The sequence below is a fragment of the Pseudomonas sp. BN417 genome, assembly GCF_029871205.1.
Taxonomy (GTDB): domain Bacteria; phylum Pseudomonadota; class Gammaproteobacteria; order Pseudomonadales; family Pseudomonadaceae; genus Metapseudomonas.
On the sequence record NZ_SSOJ01000141.1, the window covers coordinates 78983 to 93586 of the forward strand.

General features: G+C 65.8%; 17 protein-coding genes and 2 pseudogenes. 11 read left to right on the plus strand and 8 right to left on the minus strand.

What is annotated here, in order from left to right; genetic code table 11:
* The first annotated feature begins 31 nt into the window (after positions 1-31).
* Positions 32-1450, plus strand: coding sequence for a saccharopine dehydrogenase NADP-binding domain-containing protein (locus E8F11_RS20275; RefSeq protein ID WP_280290668.1), 1419 nt, complete (start codon positions 32-34; stop codon positions 1448-1450).
* Positions 1451-1489: 39 nt separating this feature from the next.
* Here the strand turns inward: E8F11_RS20275 and E8F11_RS20280 are convergent, their stop codons facing one another.
* A complete protein-coding gene (locus E8F11_RS20280; protein ID WP_280290669.1) occupies positions 1490-1960 on the minus strand; it encodes a PA2169 family four-helix-bundle protein in 471 nt (156 codons plus the stop codon).
* A gap of 214 nt (positions 1961-2174) precedes the next feature.
* Between E8F11_RS20280 and E8F11_RS20285 the strand changes: the two genes are divergently transcribed.
* Positions 2175-3062: a formate/nitrite transporter family protein gene (locus tag E8F11_RS20285; RefSeq protein ID WP_280290670.1), complete on the plus strand. Its 888-nt coding sequence runs from the start codon at positions 2175-2177 to the stop codon at positions 3060-3062.
* Positions 3063-3068: 6 nt separating this feature from the next.
* Here E8F11_RS20285 and E8F11_RS20290 read toward each other — a convergent pair.
* A pseudogene (locus E8F11_RS20290) lies at positions 3069-3152 on the minus strand (SAM-dependent methyltransferase); the annotation flags it as partial.
* 102 nt (positions 3153-3254) lie between these two features.
* Between E8F11_RS20290 and E8F11_RS20295 the strand changes: the two are divergent.
* The 3 genes and pseudogenes from E8F11_RS20295 to E8F11_RS20305 form a co-directional block, all read left to right on the plus strand.
* The gene (locus tag E8F11_RS20295; RefSeq protein WP_280290671.1) at positions 3255-4391 is read left to right on the plus strand and encodes a carboxylate-amine ligase; all 1137 of its coding nucleotides are present in this window, start codon (positions 3255-3257) and stop codon (positions 4389-4391) included.
* Positions 4392-4734: 343 nt separating this feature from the next.
* Positions 4735-5253: a DUF4142 domain-containing protein gene (locus tag E8F11_RS20300; protein ID WP_280290672.1), complete on the plus strand. Its 519-nt coding sequence runs from the start codon at positions 4735-4737 to the stop codon at positions 5251-5253.
* A gap of 50 nt (positions 5254-5303) precedes the next feature.
* A pseudogene (locus E8F11_RS20305) lies at positions 5304-5393 on the plus strand (hypothetical protein); the annotation flags it as partial.
* 44 nt (positions 5394-5437) lie between these two features.
* Here the strand turns inward: E8F11_RS20305 and E8F11_RS20310 are convergent.
* The 3 genes from E8F11_RS20310 to E8F11_RS20320 all read right to left on the minus strand — a co-directional run bounded on the left by E8F11_RS20310 (position 5438) and on the right by E8F11_RS20320 (position 6774).
* Positions 5438-5617: a metallothionein gene (locus E8F11_RS20310; protein WP_280290673.1), complete on the minus strand. Its 180-nt coding sequence runs from the start codon at positions 5615-5617 to the stop codon at positions 5438-5440.
* Between the two features lie 69 nt (positions 5618-5686).
* On the minus strand, positions 5687-6373 hold the full coding sequence (locus E8F11_RS20315) for an RES family NAD+ phosphorylase (RefSeq protein ID WP_280290674.1): 687 nt from the start codon (positions 6371-6373) through the stop codon (positions 5687-5689).
* The gene (locus E8F11_RS20320) at positions 6373-6774 is read right to left on the minus strand and encodes an MbcA/ParS/Xre antitoxin family protein (protein WP_280290675.1); all 402 of its coding nucleotides are present in this window, start codon (positions 6772-6774) and stop codon (positions 6373-6375) included. Before E8F11_RS20320 ends, E8F11_RS20315 begins: the two co-directional genes overlap by 1 nt.
* Positions 6775-6991: 217 nt before the next feature.
* On the opposite strand from E8F11_RS20320, the gene E8F11_RS20325 reads away from it, so the two are divergent.
* From E8F11_RS20325 to E8F11_RS20335, 3 genes are all read left to right on the plus strand, one after another.
* Positions 6992-7585, plus strand: coding sequence for a TetR/AcrR family transcriptional regulator (locus E8F11_RS20325; protein WP_280290676.1), 594 nt, complete (start codon positions 6992-6994; stop codon positions 7583-7585).
* Between the two features lie 188 nt (positions 7586-7773).
* The gene (locus E8F11_RS20330; protein WP_280290677.1) at positions 7774-8406 is read left to right on the plus strand and encodes a TetR/AcrR family transcriptional regulator; all 633 of its coding nucleotides are present in this window, start codon (positions 7774-7776) and stop codon (positions 8404-8406) included.
* Positions 8407-8454: 48 nt separating this feature from the next.
* Positions 8455-9438: an MDR family oxidoreductase gene (locus E8F11_RS20335; protein ID WP_280290678.1), complete on the plus strand. Its 984-nt coding sequence runs from the start codon at positions 8455-8457 to the stop codon at positions 9436-9438.
* A 129-nt stretch (positions 9439-9567) separates the two neighbouring features.
* Here E8F11_RS20335 and E8F11_RS20340 read toward each other — a convergent pair whose 3' ends face one another.
* Together E8F11_RS20340 and E8F11_RS20345 are read right to left on the minus strand one after the other, a co-directional pair.
* A complete protein-coding gene (locus E8F11_RS20340; RefSeq protein WP_280290679.1) occupies positions 9568-10068 on the minus strand; it encodes a VOC family protein in 501 nt (166 codons plus the stop codon).
* Positions 10069-10105: 37 nt separating this feature from the next.
* A complete protein-coding gene (locus E8F11_RS20345; RefSeq protein WP_280290680.1) occupies positions 10106-11062 on the minus strand; it encodes a LysR family transcriptional regulator in 957 nt (318 codons plus the stop codon).
* Between the two features lie 135 nt (positions 11063-11197).
* Between E8F11_RS20345 and E8F11_RS20350 the strand changes: the two genes are divergently transcribed.
* On the plus strand, positions 11198-11935 hold the full coding sequence (locus E8F11_RS20350; protein WP_280290681.1) for an SDR family oxidoreductase: 738 nt from the start codon (positions 11198-11200) through the stop codon (positions 11933-11935).
* Between the two features lie 13 nt (positions 11936-11948).
* On the plus strand, positions 11949-12155 hold the full coding sequence (locus E8F11_RS20355; protein WP_280290682.1) for a 4-oxalocrotonate tautomerase family protein: 207 nt from the start codon (positions 11949-11951) through the stop codon (positions 12153-12155).
* Positions 12156-12488: 333 nt separating this feature from the next.
* On the opposite strand, the gene E8F11_RS20360 is transcribed toward E8F11_RS20355, so the two are convergent.
* Positions 12489-13538 carry a nitronate monooxygenase gene (locus tag E8F11_RS20360; RefSeq protein ID WP_280290683.1) on the minus strand — a complete coding sequence of 350 codons (1050 nt, stop codon included), beginning with the start codon at positions 13536-13538 and terminating at the stop codon, positions 12489-12491.
* A 94-nt stretch (positions 13539-13632) separates the two neighbouring features.
* Between E8F11_RS20360 and E8F11_RS20365 the strand changes: the two genes are divergently transcribed.
* Positions 13633-14508, plus strand: coding sequence for a LysR family transcriptional regulator (locus tag E8F11_RS20365; RefSeq protein WP_280290684.1), 876 nt, complete (start codon positions 13633-13635; stop codon positions 14506-14508).
* Positions 14509-14604: the final 96 nt, after the last annotated feature.

Below are 14604 nucleotides of genomic sequence, written 5' to 3' on the forward strand. Positions count from 1 at the left end.
TCCAACCCACCCAGCCGAGGTGATGCAGGCCATGTCCAGCTCGCAGTTGCTCCAGCGTTTCGAAGGCCGCCTGGTGCTGCTCGGCTTCGGCTGCATCGGCCAGGGCGTGCTGCCGCTGATCCGCCGTCATATCGACCTGGACCCACGCCGTGTGGTTGTCCTGAGTCCTGACCCGCACGGCCAGGCCTTTGCCGAGGCGCAGGGGGTTCAGTTCCGCCGCATCGGTCTGGATGCGGCGAACTACCGCGACGAGCTGGCACCGCTGCTCGATGCCGGGGACTTCCTGCTCAATCTTTCGGTGAATGTTTCCAGCCTGGCGCTGCTGGAGTTCTGCCGCGAGCGCGGCGTGCTCTACCTGGATACCTGCATCGAGCCCTGGGCCGGCGGCTATACCGATCCCCGTCGCACCTTGTCCCAGCGCTGCAACCAGGCCCTGCGCGAAAGCGTCCTGGCCCTGCGCCGACCTGGCGAAGACGCCCCCACCGCCCTACTGACCCACGGCGCCAACCCCGGTCTCGTATCCCATCTGGTCAAGCAGGCACTGCTGAACCTGGCCGCCGGCCTGGGCCAGCCGGTATCCGCGCCGACCGAGCGGGAAGCTTGGGCGGCGCTCGCCGAACGCCTGGCGGTGCGCTGCATCCACATCGCCGAGCGGGATTCCCAGCAGGGGTTGCGGCGCAAGGTGGACGACGAGTTCGTCAACACCTGGTCCATCGACGGTTTCATCAGCGAAGCCTGCCAGCCCGCCGAACTCGGTTGGGGCAGCCATGAGCAGCGCTTGCCCAGCGACGGCCTTCGCCACGAGAGCGGCTGCCAGGCGTCCATCTACCTGCAGCGGCCCGGCGCGGTGACCCAGGTGCGCAGCTGGACGCCGTCGATCGGGCCGACCCTTGGCTACCTGATCAGCCACGGCGAGTCGATCTCCCTCGCCGACTATTTCACTCTGGGCACAGGCAGCAATCCGCGCTACCGACCCACGGTGCACTACGCCTACCAACCCTGCAACGACGCCCTCCTCTCCCTGCACGAACTGGCCGCGCGCAACTGGCGACCCCAGCGCCAGGCACGGCTGCTGGACGCTGACATCATCGGCGGCCGCGACGAACTGGGCGTGCTGCTGCTCGGCCATGAGCGGCAGGCCTACTGGTACGGTTCGCGGTTGTCCATCGAAGAGGCCCGCGAACTCTGTCCGCAGAACAGCGCCACCAGCCTGCAGGTGACCGCTTCGGTCCTCGCGGGGGTGGTGTGGGCCATGGCCAATCCGCGGCGCGGCATCCTCGAGCCGGAGGAGCTGCCCTTCGCAGAAATGCTCGATCTCATCCGCCCCTACCTGGGCGAAGTGGCGGGCTTCTATGCCGACTGGAACCCGCTGCAGGACCGCGGGCGACTGATGGACGAGGAACTGGACCGCGACGATCCCTGGCAGTTCGTCAACTTCCTGGTCAGCTGACCGGCGCCGCCTGCACGTGCAAGCGGCGGCCGGGACTGGTCAGGCGCGGGCGCGGGCGCGCTCGACGTTGCGCAGCGCCTTGATCTGGTCATGGTTGCGCAGCACGCCTTCGTACTGACGCTGGACCATCGCCCGTATATCGGTGGGCAGCTCATGATGCAGGGCCTTAGCGTAGTGGTTCTTGGCCAGGTCCTCGCCCCGTTCGCACTCGTTGAGAATGGCCTCTTCGTCCTTGCCGGTTACCAGGGACTTGAGGTCCACCCAGTGACGGTGCAGGGCACCGCCGACACTGGTCCTGCCCTCGGGCTTGCCGCCCAGCTCCAGTACCGCCCGCTGCAACTCGGCGGCAGCACTGCCGCATTCCCGCGAGCGCTCGATGAAGAGGTCCTTCAGGTCCGGACGCTTGACGTCCCCGGCACAGACCTTGAAGCCGGCCTCGCCGTCCTTGCTGGTCTCGATCAGGTCGTTGAGTACACGGATGATTTCTTTGCGGTCGTTTGCAATATCCATGGGTCCGTTCTCCCGGGTCGACGTGGCGGGGCCTCGCCGAGCCAATAATCGGAGTGGAGGCCCGCGCGGGGCCTACCCTGGTTCCGACGCGGGGTGGCGGTGGATCGTTCAGCCTTTCTGCCCGGACGGCCCGCCGGCTATCGACGCTGCGGAGCGTGGCAGTGGCAGCGGCGGTCACTACTGCATGTCCTACCTATGCAGCGCGAGGCGAGCCATGGACAAGAGCAAGAGCGACAAGACCCCCGCCCTCACCCCCAAGGAAGAACAGGATGTCAGGAAGGGGCAGCCGCCGCGGGCCGCGGTGGTCCACGAGATCATCCGAGTGCAGGGCGACAAGGAGCTGCAACGCACGGTCGCCGCGCTCTGGTGGTCGGCCCTGGCCGCCGGGCTGTCCATGGGGCTCTCGCTCATGGCCATGGGCCTGTTGCGCGCACGCCTGGAAGGTGTCGAAGGCGCCCACGCCCTCGCCAGCATCGGCTACTCGGCGGGCTTCCTCGCAGTGATCCTGGCGCGCCAGCAGCTGTTCACCGAAAACACCCTGACCGCCGTACTGCCGGTGATGAGCAAACCCACCGCGGGCAACTTCGGCCGACTGCTGCGCTTGTGGAGCGTCGTGCTTGCGGGCAACCTCGCCGGCACCCTGCTGGTGGCCTATGTGATGCTGCACCTGCCGATCTTCGACAATGCCACCGACTCCGCGTTTCTCGCGATAGGCCATCAGCTGATGGAGAACGACAGCGGGCAGATGTTCGCCAAGGGCATCGTCTCCGGCTGGATGATCGCCACCATGGTGTGGATGATCCCGGCCCAGGAACAGGCCAGGTTCTGGATCATCATCCTGGTCACCAGCCTGATGGCGCTGGGCGACTTCACCCACATAGTGGCGGGCGCAGTAGAGTTGTCCTACCTGGCCTTCGCCGGTGAGCTGGCCTGGGCCGAGTTCTGGCTGGTGTTCGCCGGCCCGACCCTGGCCGGCAACATCGTGGGCGGCAGCTTCATCTTCGCGCTGATCAGCCATGCGCAGATCCGCAGCGACGTCGAGCTGCAGGAGTCGGAGCGGGAGAAACGCCGGGCGCTGCTGGCGGAAGAATCGAAGTCCTAGGCCGCCGTCGAGAATCGCCAGGGACAGTCCGCTGCCCAGCTCGCCACCGCCGTGCCGGTAGGTGCGCTGGGCACGGGGCAGTAGGTAGGGGGTTGGCCACGGCGAAAAATTCAGCCGAGGAGACAAGCGGAACTTGAACTCGCGGCTGAAGGCGGCGTCACTTGGAGATACCGCCCATTCTGGCCAGCCGGCATGCCCAACGAACGCAAGGCGCCCAGCTTCGGAATCGAGGAAGAGTTCTTCCTGGTGGACAGGCGCAACCGCGACATTCCCGCGCAGCCGCCGGCCGGCCTGCTCCAGGCTGCCCGCGAGGCCCTCGGCGAGCGCCTGGCCGAGAAGATGTTCCTGAGCCAGCTGGAACTGGTGAGCCCGGTGCTCTGGGACTTGGCCGAGGCCCGCGCCTGCCTGCTGGAACAGCGTACCCGCCTGGCCCAGGTGGCCGCGGGCTTCGGCCTGGGCCTGGTCTGCGCCGGCTCGCATCCCTTCGCCGACTGGCACGCGCAGCAGGCCAATACCTCGATGCGCTACCGCAAGCTGTTCGACGACTATCGCCTGATCGCCCAGCGCAGCCTGCTCTGCGGCCTGCATGTGCATGTGGGCATTCCGCCGGAGGCCGACCGCGTCCGGGTGATGAATCGCGTGCTGCCCTGGCTCCCGCTGCTGCTGGTCCTCAGCGCCTCCTCGCCATTCTGGCTCGGCCGGCCCAGCGGATGCATGAGCTACCGCCAGGTGATCTGCGGCGAATGGCCGAGGATGGGCCTGCCTGACGAGCACTTCCCCGACGAGCCGGCCTTCGAGGCCTATGTGCAATGGTTGCTGGCCTCCGGCTCGATCCGTACCGAGAACGATATCTGGTGGTGCATCCGCCCCTCTGCGCGCTACCCCACCTTGGAACTGCGCGTCTCCGACGCCTGCCCGTCAGTGGAGGACGCCCTGTGCATCGCCGGCCTGTTCCGCGCCCTGGTGGCCGGTGCGTTGGGCGGGGACGACAGCGATCCGCTGGAATATCCGCTGCAGCGGCTGGTGCTGGCGGAGAATTACTGGCGGGCGCGGCACCTCGGCATCCACGCCATGTTCATCGACGACACCGGGGAGGCCAGCCTCTCCGCCGGCGCCTGGCTGGCCCGGGCCCACGCCTTTTGCGGCGCCCTGGACGAAAGCATGACCGGGGGTGCCGCCTTCGCCCGGGCTCGGCACATCCTGCGCTACGGCAGCAACGCCGACCGCCAATTGCAGCGCTACCGGGAAGCCCTGGATGCGGGGCTGCCGAGGCAGCAGGCGCTGGTGGCTGTGGTGGACGAATTGCTGGTGGAAAGCTGCGGGGGGTGAGCCTTTGCGGGTTTCCGGATGGCAGGGAGGGATGTAGCGCTTGAGCGCTTCTGTAGGGTGGACCACGCTTCACCGGTCCACCATCGGAGCTTGGCTTCGACGCGGATGGTGGACCTGAAAGGCGATGTTCACCCTATAAGGCTGAATGGCAGAACTGCGTCCTGCTTTCGCGAATGAATTCGCTTATGGGAAGCTCAGGCGCTCATGCAGTGCGCACGGCGCACCTTACCGCTCTTCGTTCGAGGCTCAGGGCACATGAAGAATAATCCCTGAACCCTTCGCAGATTTCCCGCATCCCAATTACAAGGAAAGTCGAAAAACCACCTCCAGTACGGAGTCCAGCATGAACGTTCAAGGCATCTACCACACCGCCCTTCAGAACTGGGCCAACCCAGTCGCCGCCGACGCGATTTCAGGGGAAGGCGGCGACATCGAGCCGAACGATTTCGTCACCCAGGTCACGGCTGCGGACGCGGTCAGCATCGAAGCCGCGAAGATGGCGCTGCAGCAAAGCCAGTGCGCCGATATCCGAGCTTTAGCGCTACAAAGCATGGTCGAGCACAGCCGTTGTGCTGACGAACTCCAGTCCCTCGCCTGCCGCAAATACCTGCATGGCGGGCTCGATACCTGCCCGGACAGCATCCTCATCCGCGACCTCCACGCCCTCGGGCCGCAAGCGTTCGACCGAGCCTACGCCCTCAGCCAAGTCAGGGCCCTGGAGGAAAGGGTCGAGCTGCTGGCCCTCGCCGCCCGCCAGCTCGATGACCTGGAACTGGAGGCCTTCGCCCATACCGCCCTGCCAACGTTTCGCCAGCTGCTGAAAATGGCCCTGGGCCTGGCAGCGGCCCATCCCGCGCGCTGACGCGCGCCGCTGCCCGCCACGGGCTGATCGCCGATGAGTTCATCCTGTGGATGCTGGTACCGGGCAGCATCCTCCTGGTACTCGCCCTGGCCTCGACCTATCTGCGGCTGCTACCGGTTTCCACCTCCGCCCTCTACCTGCACCAGGAATGAAACCGGCGCCGGACCAGGCCGGCGCCGCGTAGCTACTCGACATCCCGCCAATGGGGATCGCCGCACTGGCAGGTGGGGTCGCTGCATTGATGCTCACCCGGCGGATGCTGGTCGGCGCACGCCTGACAACAATAGCCCTTGCCATCGCGGTAGACCGCCTCATCGCCCAGGCTGCAGATGCAACCGGGGCATGCGCAATGTGCCTCTCCCATGATGCTGTCCTCCTGGCGGCGGATGGCCTACTCAATCGACCGGACGCCCCCGGGAAGATTCAACCTGAATCATTGAACGGGGCTGACCTTGAGCACGCAGGAGATGGTCTGGCTGCGGCCGTCCCAGATATAGCGGAAATGTTGCCCCTGCACCGGCAGGGTCACCGCCGGCGGGCGGAACGCGGCCACGCACTCATGCCCTGGCAGGCGCACGCTGCTGTAGAGCAGGCCCCACTTCCCGGCATTGCGATGGAGCCCGGCGAAGGCCTGGCTGGTGCCGTAGCTCATGGGGTCCGGGTCGTGCAGGTCGGCGCGGTCGCGCACATCGAGCATCGGATTGACCACTTTGTTGACGTAGGCGCGCATGGTGATTTCGATGCTCGCCTCCTGGGTCGCGCGCCAGAAGCGCTCCTGGTGGTAGCGGGTCTCGGCAATGGCCGCATCCACCGAGTTGGCGCAGTAGTAGACGCCGAAGGAGCCGTCGGAAAAGCGGCTGGCGCGGCCGATATGGGTGAATACCGCCATCACCACGGTGGCGCCGATGCCGCTGACGCGGTCTTCGGCAGCCACGCGGGTAATCTCGCCGTCCTGGTCACGCAGCCGGTCGTTGGTCATGGCCTCGATGGCGTAGGCCAGTTCCAGGTCGCCGGGGTCGAGGGTGTCCTCAAACACAGAAATGGGCGGGAAGGCGCTGTTGACCAGGCGATAGGCCTTGTTCCACTCGGGTATCCGTTCCACCAGGAGCTCATCGGTCATCAGCCACGCACTCCATCGAGGTAGCGACGTACGTCGGCCACGTCCACCACCTGGCCACCGAGCATGTACTCCAGCGCGCTGCGGCCGTTGAAAGGCGCGGCGCTGTTGACCTTGTGCACCCACTCGTAGGCACGCTCCTCGTGGTTGCTGAAGAGGATGCGCAGGGACTTGTGGATGCCCATCAGATAGGAGATGCGCTCCAGGGTGTCATGGGGCAGGCGCACGCTGGGCAGCTTCTTGTAGCTGAAGTACGTGGTGTTGCCGATGGAACCCAGCAGGGTGCGTTGCTGCTCCTTGTTGCAGCCCCACTTGTCCATCAGGTTGAAGAAGAACTTCAGCGCGACGCGGCCGGCTTCGCCGCTTTGGAGATCCGGGCTTGCATGGCTGGCGGGAATGTTCATGGCGTCTCCTGGCAGAGGTGCTTTGGCTCCAGTCTACTACCGATCCGAATTATTTCAACATCATCATTCATATACGAACAGTAACCGGCCATTTCCACGGGCCTCCCCGGCCGGGCAATGGAAAAAAACGCCAACGTGCCGGAGCGCTTTCGACCTAGGCCTGGGAACCCAATGCTGGCTAGAGTGCCGACGCATGCCACTCGCGAGGGCCATCCCCATGCTCGAAGCCAGTTCCGCCCGCCCTTCCCGCTACCTGGAAAACCGCCACCTGGCCCTGGCCCTGTTCGCCGAGCAGGGCTATGGCCAGGTGAGCATGCGCGACCTGGCGACGCAGCTGGGGATCAGGGTCGGCTCCATCTACCACCATGTGGAGAGCAAGGAAGCGCTGCTGTTCGAGTTCATCGAGGAGCTCTACGAGCAGTTGCTGGACAACGCCGCCCTGGCCGCCCGCCGCCACGCCGAACCGGCCGCACGGCTGGCCGCGTTGATCGACGCCCATCTGGCCCTGCACGAGCCCATGGGCTTGCATTTTCGCCTGGCCGAACTGGAAGCCCGCTGCCTCTCCGGTGATCGCCTGGAGCAGGCTCGCGACCTGCGCCTGGCCTATGAGGAAGCCCTGCTGGAACCGTTGCAGCAACTGGCTGGACAGCCCATGGATGCCGCCGGGCGCGGGGCAGTGGCCAGTATCGTCTCGCTGCTCAACCAGCTGCCGGCCTGGCTGGATGCCGGCGGACTGCCGGCCGGCCAGGGGCGGGAGTTGATGACCCGGATGATCCTGGGCACGGTGCGCGGGGTGCTGCGTTTGCCTTGAGCGGCAGCGGCGCTCACCCTGTGGGGGCGAATTCATTCGCCAAGCAGGCCGAAGGTCTGCCCTGGAACGTCCCAGGGGCTGCTGCGCAGCCCTAAGCGAATGAATTCGCCCCCACAACAGAAGCACGGCCTCTCCTTCGACCATGGTTTGGTTGACTTTCTAGACGACCAGTCCAAAATCCCCTTCCCATGACCGACACCCTTTCCAAACCCCGTCGCGGCCGGCCGCCCAAGGTCGACCGCGACTTCCCGGATACCCGTGCCGCGCTGATCCGCTGCGGCATGGAGATCCTTACCGAGCAAGGCTTCATGTCCACCGGCATCGATACGGTGCTCAAGCGCGTGGGCGTGCCCAAGGGCTCCTTCTATCACTACTTCGACAGCAAGGAGGCCTTTGGCCTGGCCGTGCTGGAGAGCTATGCCAGCTACTTCGCCCATAAACTGGATCACTGGTTCCTGCAGGACGAAGTAGCGCCATTGCAACGCTTGCAGAACTTCGTCGAGGACGCCAAGGCCGGCATGGCCCGCCACCGGTTCTGCCGGGGTTGCCTGGTGGGCAACCTGGGCCAGGAAGTGGCCATCCTGCCGGAGGGGTTCCGCCTGCAACTGGAAGCCATCCTCCGCACCTGGCAGGACCGCCTGGCCAGCTGCCTGCGCACCGCCCAGGCAGTGGGAGAGCTGGCGGACGAGGCCGATTGCGACGAGCTGGCGGCGTTTTTCTGGATCGGCTGGGAAGGCGCCGTGCAGCGCGCCCGCCTGACGCGGGACAATGTCCCGCTGGATATTTTCATCAAAGGGTTTCTGGCCGGATTGCCGCGCTAGGTTTTCCGGGCCTATTTGTAGACGATTGGTCTAAATGGAGGTGTGAGCATGTTCGACGCAATCCTGATCGAGAAGGACGAGGCCGGTTACCGCGCCCGCAACACCCAACTGGATGACGCGCAATTGCCCGAAGGCGATGTGACCATTCGCGTGGCCTACAGCACCCTGAACTACAAGGACGGCCTGGCCATCACCGGCAAGAGTCCGGTGGTGCGCCAATTCCCGATGGTGCCGGGCATCGACCTGGCCGGCACAGTGGAAGCCAGCAGCCACCCTGACTACCAGGTGGGCGACTCAGTGCTGCTCAACGGCTGGGGCGTCGGCGAGACCCACTGGGGCGGCCTGGCGCAGAAGGCGCGTCTCAACGGTGACTGGCTGATCCCGCTGCCGGCCGCCTTCAGCCCGCGCCAGGCCATGGCGATCGGCACCGCCGGCTATACCGCCATGCTCTGCCTGCTGGCCCTGGAGCGACACGGCCTGAAACCCGGCCAGGGCGACGTGCTGGTGACCGGTGCCAACGGTGGCGTCGGCAGCTTCGCCATCGCCCTGCTCGCCCGCCTCGGCTATCGCGTGGTGGCCGCCACCGGCCGCACCAGCGAGGCGGAATACCTCAAGGGGTTGGGCGCCGCCGAGATCATCGAGCGCAGCGAACTGTCCGAGCCGGGCCGGCCGCTGGGCAAGGAACGCTGGGTCGCCGCCATCGATTCGGTTGGCAGCCATACCCTGGCCAACGTCTGTGCCGGCCTGCACGCGGACGGCGCCGTGGCCGCCTGTGGCCTGGCCCAGGGGATGGACTTCCCGTCCACCGTGGCGCCTTTCATTCTCCGGGGCGTGAGCCTGCTGGGGATCAACAGCGTCACTCGCCCGCGCGCCGAGCGGGTCGAAGCCTGGAACCGCCTGGCGCGGGACCTGGATATCGCCCAGCTCGATGCCATCACCCGCGAGATCGGCCTGGGCGAGGCGATTGCCGTGGCCGGCGATCTGCTGGCGGGCAAGGTCCGTGGGCGCGTGGTGGTGAACGTCGACGCCTGATGACGCGCGGCACCTTTCCTTGTGGGGGCGAATTCATTCGCTTCCCACAGGTATAGGGTGCGCTGCGCGCACCGCAACGTCCGCGCGGATAGCCTGGTGCGCACGGCGCACCCTACGCCGGTTGTCGCTTCAACCGTCGAAAGCCTGCTTCAGCGCGGCGATATCCAGCTTCTGCATTTGCAGCAGGGCGGTGAAGGCGCGCTGGGCCCGGACGGTGTCGGAATCCGTCAGCATGGCCATCAGCACCGAAGGCACCACCTGCCAGGACAGGCCATACCTGTCCTTGAGCCAGCCGCATTGCTTGGCGTTGTCGTCGCCGCCGGCCGAAAGCCGGTCCCAGTAGTGGTCCAGTTCGTCCTGGGTCTCGCAGTTGACCTGGAAGGACACCGCCTCGTTGAAGGTGAAGACCGGCCCGCCGTTGAGGGCGGTGAAGCCCTGGCCGTCCAGCTCGAAACCGACTGTCAGTACCGAGCCCGGTTCCTTGCCATGGATTTCCTTGCCCGCCTCGCCATAACGGCTGATGAGAGTGATCTTCGAGTTGGGGAAGATGCCGACGTAGAAGTTGGCGGCGGCCTCGGCCTGGTCGTCGAACCACAGGCACGGGGTGATGGTGTGGATCCGCTTGCTCATGACGCATCTCCTGGTGGGGTTGAAAGACGATAGCCAATCAGTGGTTAGTCGACTGGCCGCCCGGCGGATCGACAACACGCCATTGCTCGCGATAGCCCATCAGGAAGTCCACGAAGGCGCGCAGGCGCAGCGGCACATGGCGGTTCTGCGGATACAGCAGTGTGAAGGGCCGCGAACGCCCGCCATAGGGCTGCAGCACCTCCACCAGGCTGCCTTCGGCCAGTTCCTTCTCGACGACGAAACGGTAGGTCTGGAACAGTCCCGCGCTGTGCTTGGCCAAGGTAACGCCCCCCTGCACCACATCATCGGACAACAGGTAGCTTCCATCGGCGAAGATCTCCCGCTCCCGCCCCTGTTCCCTGAACAGCCAGGAGATGCGTCGGCCACTGCTGGGCAACTCGAACTGGATGCACTCGTGATCCTCGAGCTCCTCCAGGGTTCGTGGCGTGCCGGCGCGCTCCAGGTAGTCGGGAGTGGCGATCACCACCAGGGGGGCATCCTCCAGGTGGCGGGCGATCAGCGTCGAATCCGGCTGGGCGCGCACGCGGATCGCCAGGTCATAGCCCTCGGTGACGAAGTCGATATTGCGGTTGCTGAGGTGCACCTCCACCTTCACCTGCGGATAGCGTCGGCGGAACTCAGGCAGCAGGGGCAGCACCCGGTGATGGCCATAGGTGGTGGGCATGCTGATGCGCAGCACGCCGGCCGGTTCCTGCTGCTGGCCCATCACCGCCCGCTCGGCCTCGACCAATTGCGCCAGGGCCTGTCGGCACTCCTCGTAATAGCCACGGCCGCCATCAGTGAGGCGGATGCTGCGCGTGGTACGCACGAACAGCCGCACGCCCAGGCGCTCCTCCAGCCGCGAGATGGAACGGCTGACCGCGGCGGGCGTGACCCCGGCCACCAACGCGGCGGCGGTGAAACTGCCCTCCTCCGCGGCGAGGCAGAACAGCTCGATGCTGCCGAGCAGGATGTCGTCGAACTGACGCTTCATGATTAGTTACACCAGGTATCAATTGAAGTGCTGATCGCCATATTTATCTGCATTTCCCGCACAAATATAGTCCGTTCCAACAGAGAGGCGCCCTCTGCGAAATCACCCCAATCGTTTCATCCGAGGACCATCGACATGCAAGGCATCAATAGAACCGTAGTGATCACCGGCGCCTCCAGCGGCATCGGCCTGGGCCTGGCCAAGGCCTACCTGGAACGCGGCTTCAACGTAGTGGGGTCGGCCCGCAGCGAAGAGCGACTGGCTTCCGCCGCCGAGCAGTTGGGCAATCCGCAGCGCTTCATCGGCGTGGCCGGCGACATCGCCGTGCCGGAAACCTCCAGGCGCCTGTTCGAGCGTGCCATCGAAGCTTTCGGCCAGGTGGACGTGCTGGTGAACAACGCCGGGATCTTCATTGCCAAGCCTATCGCCGAGTACAGCGAAGACGACCTGGAGTCCATGCTCGCCACCAACCTCAAGGGCGTGGTTTACGCCTCCCAGGCCGCGGCGAAACACATGATCCCGCGCCGCCAGGGGCATATCGTCAACATCACCGCATCCGTCGCGCTGCAACCGAACCGCGCACTGCCGTCCTCCCTGCCGGTGCTGATCAAGGGTGGCCTCAACCAGTTCACCCGCGCCCTGGCCCTGGAACTTTCGCCGCACGACATCAAGGTCAATGCCGTGGCGCCCGGCATAGTCGATACGCCGATGCACGACCCTGCCTACCGTGAATTCCTCAACGGCCTGCAACCGGTCGGCCACATCGGCCAGGTACAGGACATAGCCGACGCGGTGCTATACCTCACCGACGCCAGCTTCACCACCGGCGTAGTGCTGGCGGTGGACGGCGGCATGAGCACCGGCACCTGGTAAGGAGGAGAAAACCATGCCCTTCGTCAGCGTACGCATCACCCGTGACGGCGTGACCCGTGAACAGAAAGCCCAGGTCATCGCCGAGATCACCGAGACCCTGCAGAGGGTCCTGGGCAAACGCCCGGACCTGACCCATATCGTCATCGAGGAAGTCGACACCGATAACTGGGGCTATGCCGGGATGACCACCACCGAGTACCGCAAGCAGCCCGGTGGCTGAAGAAACGAATCCGCCGGGGCCTTTGGGTCCCTTGCCCGAATGACCGAAAGGTCGTTCGGGCTTTTTTGTCGGGCTGGGTTGGTTGGGCATGGACTCATCCGTAGGAACGAATTCATTTGAACTAGGGAAACTACGTTCTTAGGTCATGAGTCATCGGCTCTGGCTGTGACGCTCGAAATGCCCGACTAGCAGGATGAAGTTCGGAGGGGGCTATGCGGCAGTTGGTAGTTCGTAGCCCGGATGAAATCCGGGGAAAGTCCCGCCGCCGCTCCCGGATTTCATCCGGGCTACGATTTGCCAGCAGGCCGAAGGCCTGCCCTCCCCCCGCATCCTTTACTCCCCCATCTCCGCCACCAGCAGCCTCACCAGTTCCGCCGCCGGCATCTCCCGCGCCAGCGGCGCACCCTGGCCGGCCCATTGCACGGCGAAGTCGTTGCAGCCCTTGGCACTGGCCGCAGCGTGCAGGGCCTTGGCGGCGTCGTAGGCGTTCGGATAGTCCGGCAATGCCGGTGCGTCCGCCGTGTCGAGGTCGGTCCAGAGTCGGTTGACCATCCCCCGCGCCGGGCGGCCGGAGATGGCGGCGGTGATGCGCGTCTGGTGGGCGCGTTCGCCCTTCAGCGCGGCGCGGTAGGCCGCGTTGGCAGCGGACTCGGGGCATGGCACGAAAGCGGTGCCCAGTTGCACGCCCTGGGCGCCCAGGGCCAGGGCGGCCGTTATGCCCTGCCCGTCCATGATGCCGCCGGCGGCGATCACCGGCAGGCGGGTATGGCGGGCAATCAGCCGAACCAACGCCAGGGTGCCGATACCGGCATCGCCATGCTCGGGCTCGAAGACGCCACGGTGGCCGCCGGCCTCCACGCCTTGGGCGACTATCGCGTCGACACCAGCCCGCTCGACCAGCCGTGCCTCCTCCAGGGTGGTGGCACTGGCCAGCAGGCGAATGCCGGCATCCTTGAGCGCCCGGATCCACTCATCAGGCGGCAGGCCGAAATGGAGGCTGACCACCGCGGGACGCTCTTCCAGCAACATCTGCAGCATGTCCGGGTCGTCGAGGAAGCTCTTGTAGATTTCCCGGATGGCGGCTGGCGGCTCGGCGCCGAACTCGGCGAACAAGGGCCGCAGGTGCTCGAGCCAGGCCGCCTCGCGCTGGGCATCGGCCTTGGCCGGGCGGTGGCAGAAGAGATTGACGTTGAATGGCTTGCCGGTCAGCCCACGGGTTTCCGCCAACATGGCACGGGCCTGGGCCGGGGTGCTGGCGCCAATACCGATGGAACCCAAGGCGCCGGCGTTGGATACCGCGGCGGCCAGGGCGGGGGTTGAAACCCCGACCATGGGCGCCTGGATGATGGGATGTTCGACACCGAGCAGTTGGATGATGGACATGAGGCTGCAACTCCCTGACACGTGAAAACCTGGCCAATTTATCCTAAATAGAGAATACTTTTAACAATTCATTCTCAAAACGAGATCATAAAGCATGGATCTTTCCAGCCTCGAGATCTTCCGCGCAGTCGCCCTGGAACACAGCGTGACCCGTGCGGCGCAGCGCCTGCAGCGCGCGCAATCGAACGTCACCACACGGATTCGCCAGCTGGAGGACGAACTGGGCGCCCAACTCTTTCTCCGCGACGGCAAGCGCATGACCCTCACCGACCGTGGCCAGGCCTTCCTCGACTACAGCGAGCGGTTGTTGACCCTGGCGGACGAGGCGCGCCAGGCCATGCACCCGCAGCAACCGAGCGGTCGCCTGCGCCTGGGCAGCATGGAGAGCACCGCGGCCAGCCGGCTGCCCGGCCCCCTGGCGAGCTTCCACGGACGCTGCCCGGAGGTGGAGCTGGAAGTGAGCACCGGCACCAGCCAGGCCCTGGTGGAAGCCGTGCTGGCGCGGCGCCTGGATTGCGCACTGGTAGCCTGGCCAAGGGGGGCGAACCAGTGGCGGAATGAAGCCCCTGGCATTGGGCTGGAGGCCCTGCCGGTGTTCGAGGAGGAACTGCTCCTGGTGCTGCCAGCCAACCACCCGCCGATCAAGGGGCCCGCTGATGTGCAGGTGCGCGGGCTGGCCGGTTTCGCCGAAGGCTGCAGCTACCGGCAGATCGCCGAACGCTGGTTGTCCGCCGATGGCGGGCCCATGCCCCAGGTGCAGCAGGTCGGCTCCTATCACGCCATCCTCGCGTGCGTGGCCGCAGGGTCCTGCGTCGGCATCCTGCCGCACTCGGTGTTGGAACTGCTGCGTCAACCGCCCCTGCTCCGCCAGGTCCCGCTGATGCGGGTGGAAACCCTGCTGGTCTGGCGCCAGGGCTATTCGACGGCGGCCTTCGAGGTCTTCCGCGAAACCCTGGCCAACGCCGACTGACAGACTCCGCTGAGCAACGCGATACCCTTCACCTCTTACCGATGGGTATCGCTGCGCTCCACCCATCCTACGGAGCTGTGCTGGCAACGCGCCTGA